The sequence below is a fragment of the Metamycoplasma auris genome (assembly GCF_003253435.1).
GTDB lineage: Bacteria > Bacillota_I > Bacilli_A > Mycoplasmatales > Metamycoplasmataceae > Metamycoplasma > Metamycoplasma auris.
This window is the reverse complement of record NZ_QKUB01000024.1, coordinates 1-2,165: the sequence shown is the minus strand read 5'-3', so window position 1 is coordinate 2,165 and position 2,165 is coordinate 1. Positions and strand designations below refer to the sequence as shown.

Sequence of the window (2,165 nt, the reverse complement as noted above, 5' to 3'; positions counted from 1 at the left end):
GGATTAATTAAAGTTTTGTGTCCTAATCCTAAGTCAATCATTGTCGCATTAAACTTATTCCCAAGTTTTGTATACTCATTTTGCGGATCAATAATATAAACTTTATTATTTGCTCCTAAATGCCCAACAATTGCTTTTTTAACATCAGTTGACTTACCTTTTCCACTACTTCCGACTGTAAACATATTATAGTTAACTCTACGCGCACTTTTCTTATAGAATTGATCAAAGATTATAGGTTCCCCTGTTGAAGCAGTTGCACCTAAAATAAATGCATTATTATCATTACTATTTTCATTTTCAAAAGGTCATCCATGCGCGATATTATAACTAGACATTGGAATTGCTTCATGAAGATTATCAGTTGGAATTAAGCAAGCTTGCGCTAATGCTTCAAATTGTTTAAAAGGAACGCTATTAATTATTAGTTTTGCTCTTTTAGCATTAGTTATTACTTTATTTTCAGCGACTCTTAATTCCTTTAATGTGTTCCCTTCATTTATAATCATTAATGAACTATTCATTAATAAGTTTTTATTTTCTTGAAGTTGACTTTGTAAGTATTCGAGTGCTTCAAGTTGTAAATTAGATGATGCTCTAAAGTATTTACTTTTAACTAATGCTTTATTGTCGACCATCCGCTTACCGCTTTTATCTAATAAACTTGCTTGTGTATCTTCATTAAATATGCCTAGATTTCAAACAATAGTTGCATCATTATCAAATAAATTAATTGCTCACCCATCATCAATATTTAGAGGTAACTCACTTATTGTGTGAATGGAATAATATCTATTATCCTTAATAAAGTAATTACGTTTAAATGTTGTATCAGAGGTTAACAAATTATCTAATGTTATTTTAGATTTTTTATATGTTTGATCTTGAATTATTTTGTTTTTCTTTAAATTACCTTTTAAAAACTTAAAGAATTCTTTGAATTTTTCTTTTAAACTTAGTGAAACATAGATTTCGTTATCTTTATTAATTAAAGTCTCTCTTGAAGATATTTCTAATTCGTTTAAATAAGTAGTTGCTGCTTCTTCGTCTAGAGTTTTTAGACTTATTGATGCTAAAAATTTAAGTAGGTCTAAACCTTCAATTAAATTTGCTTCAATATCCATTGAATTAAACGAAGCAATCGCATTACTTATAATCTTTTTAAGTTCGAGAATATCTTTAGCATAAAGCGCTACATAGTAGGTATCTACTAATAACTCAGTATCTAGCAGTTCTAAGTCTTCTTCAATTGACTTATAGTATTCTTTGTAGTTATTAATGATATTTTTATTAACATTTTTATTTCTTAGAGAATTTAATTTTTTTCTTTTATTTAATTTCAGACTTTCAAAATTCTTTGTATAATCCGCTAACTCCTTTTTTCGTATTAAAGTTAGATGATATTCAGATATATCAAGTCATTCATTAAACTTATTTAAAAATGATTCTCTATCTTCTATGTCTTCATTTCAAGGACTTTTACCTTGGAATTTAAGAACTCCGAAGTATTTTGTTCCTGTTTTTAGTTGTTTCGTTTTAACATATTTATTTTCAATAATTTCCTTGTATGGATTTAAGAGTTTAGGACTATATGCTTTGTGATTGTATTTTTTTACACTAAATAAATATTTAATTGCTCTAAAAAGCAATACATACAATCTACAATCATATTTTGGCGATTTTATTAAAACTACCGATGAAACTAAAATTAAGATAACTGAAGTAAGGATTTTTCATTTGTTCGCAAAAGATGGCGGAAATGAAGTATATCCAATTGTTACGCTTAGAATTACAAGTAAAGTTAGGACTAAAAAGTCGAGTCACGAAAACGATTTCCAAAAATAGTTTTGTGTCTTTTTTAAGTTTTTAGGTTGTAACATTTCTATTTATCCTTTCCTTTCTTAGTTTTTAAGTTTTCTTTTTCAAGCAATTTATTAAATTTATAAGCAATCTTATTTCCATCCTTATTTGAAACAGTATTTCTTACTTTCATAAATTCTTGTTGGTCTTTTGCGTAAAATTTCAAACGATCTCTTTGCAATTCATCCAATGCTTTTGCTCTCTTAATTGCTTGCGCTTTCTTTTTCTTAGTATCTTCTAGTTTTGTTTCTAGTTTCTTAATTTTTTCATTTGCTTTATTAACAAAGTTATTATCATTACCATTA

1 protein-coding gene and 1 pseudogene are annotated in these 2,165 nt (G+C 26.9%); both read right to left on the bottom strand.

The window, feature by feature from the left end:
• A partial coding sequence (locus tag BCF89_RS08770; RefSeq protein ID WP_111518946.1) for an Mbov_0397 family ICE element conjugal transfer ATPase occupies positions 1-1,880 on the bottom strand: 1,880 nt, incomplete at its 3' end.
• 2 nt (positions 1,881-1,882) lie between these two features.
• Positions 1,883-2,165: pseudogene (locus BCF89_RS03475) on the bottom strand (hypothetical protein); the annotation flags it as partial.